The organism is Cyanobium sp. NIVA-CYA 375 (assembly GCF_056108345.1).
The window spans coordinates 1-941 of sequence record NZ_JBSYHW010000258.1; the positions used below are offsets into that span (position 1 = coordinate 1).

A 941-nucleotide genomic window follows, 5' to 3' on the forward strand; every position below is an offset into this window, starting at 1 on the left:
CTTAAGGAGCTTGTTGCGCCGTGAGGCGCACCTTGTGGTGCGATGGGAAACTTCTAAGCCCGGAGCGTCGTCGCAGAGCCGTCGTGGTTCTGCAGGATCGATTCCGGGTTTCTCAGCGGCGTGCATGCCGTTTGACAGGTCAACATCGCAATACCCAGCGGCGCCCTGTGCCGCTGGCAGACATCGAGGAGCAGAAGCTGCGCAGGCGGATCCGGGAGCTGGCCCGGAGCCATGTGCGTTGGGGCCGTCGGCTCGTCTACCGGCGGCTACGACTGGATGGCTGGAGCGTCAATCACAAGCGAGTGCAACGGATCTGGCGTGAGGAAGGTCTCCAAAGGCCCCTGCCTCGCAGTCGCAAGCGCTCCCGGCCTGCTGGAGGTGGCAGGGAGCTGTTGCGCTCTGAATACCCGCATCACGTCTGGGCAATCGACTTCCAGTTCGATCAGACGATGGATGGCCGCGCCCTCAAGTTCTTGAACGTGGTGGATGAATTTAGCCGGGTTTGCCTGGCGATCCGTGTAGGTCGACGTTGTAGGGCTTTTGAAGTGATCGACACGATCGAGGAGCTACTCAAGCTGTATCCAGCACCTACCCATCTGCGCATGGACAATGGCCCTGAGTTCATTGCCCACGCATTGCAGGAGTGGTGCACAGGCAGTGGTTCAGGAACGGCATACATCCCTCCAGGTTCACCCTGGGAGAATCCGTTTGTGGAGTCGTTTAACAGCAGGCTCAGGGATGAATTCTTGAATATTGAGCTCTTCTCATCTTTACCAGAGGCAAAGTTATTGGCAGAACAGCACCGAATCGAGTACAACGTCTACAGACCGCATTCGGCTCTCCAGGGGCGTACGCCCCTGGAAGTCCTCCAGCAATGGAAAGCGGCCTGACTAACCCACCAGCTCTCATAGGAACTGGAGCAGCAAAGGGGGTCACGTCAG

At 58.4% G+C, this 941-nt stretch carries 1 protein-coding gene; it reads left to right on the forward strand.

Annotated features, from left to right (window positions below):
* The first annotated feature begins 20 nt into the window (after positions 1 to 20).
* A complete protein-coding gene (locus AC01FP_RS17930) occupies positions 21 to 890 on the forward strand; it encodes an IS3 family transposase (protein ID WP_474482142.1) in 870 nt (289 codons plus the stop codon).
* Positions 891 to 941 lie beyond the last annotated feature (51 nt).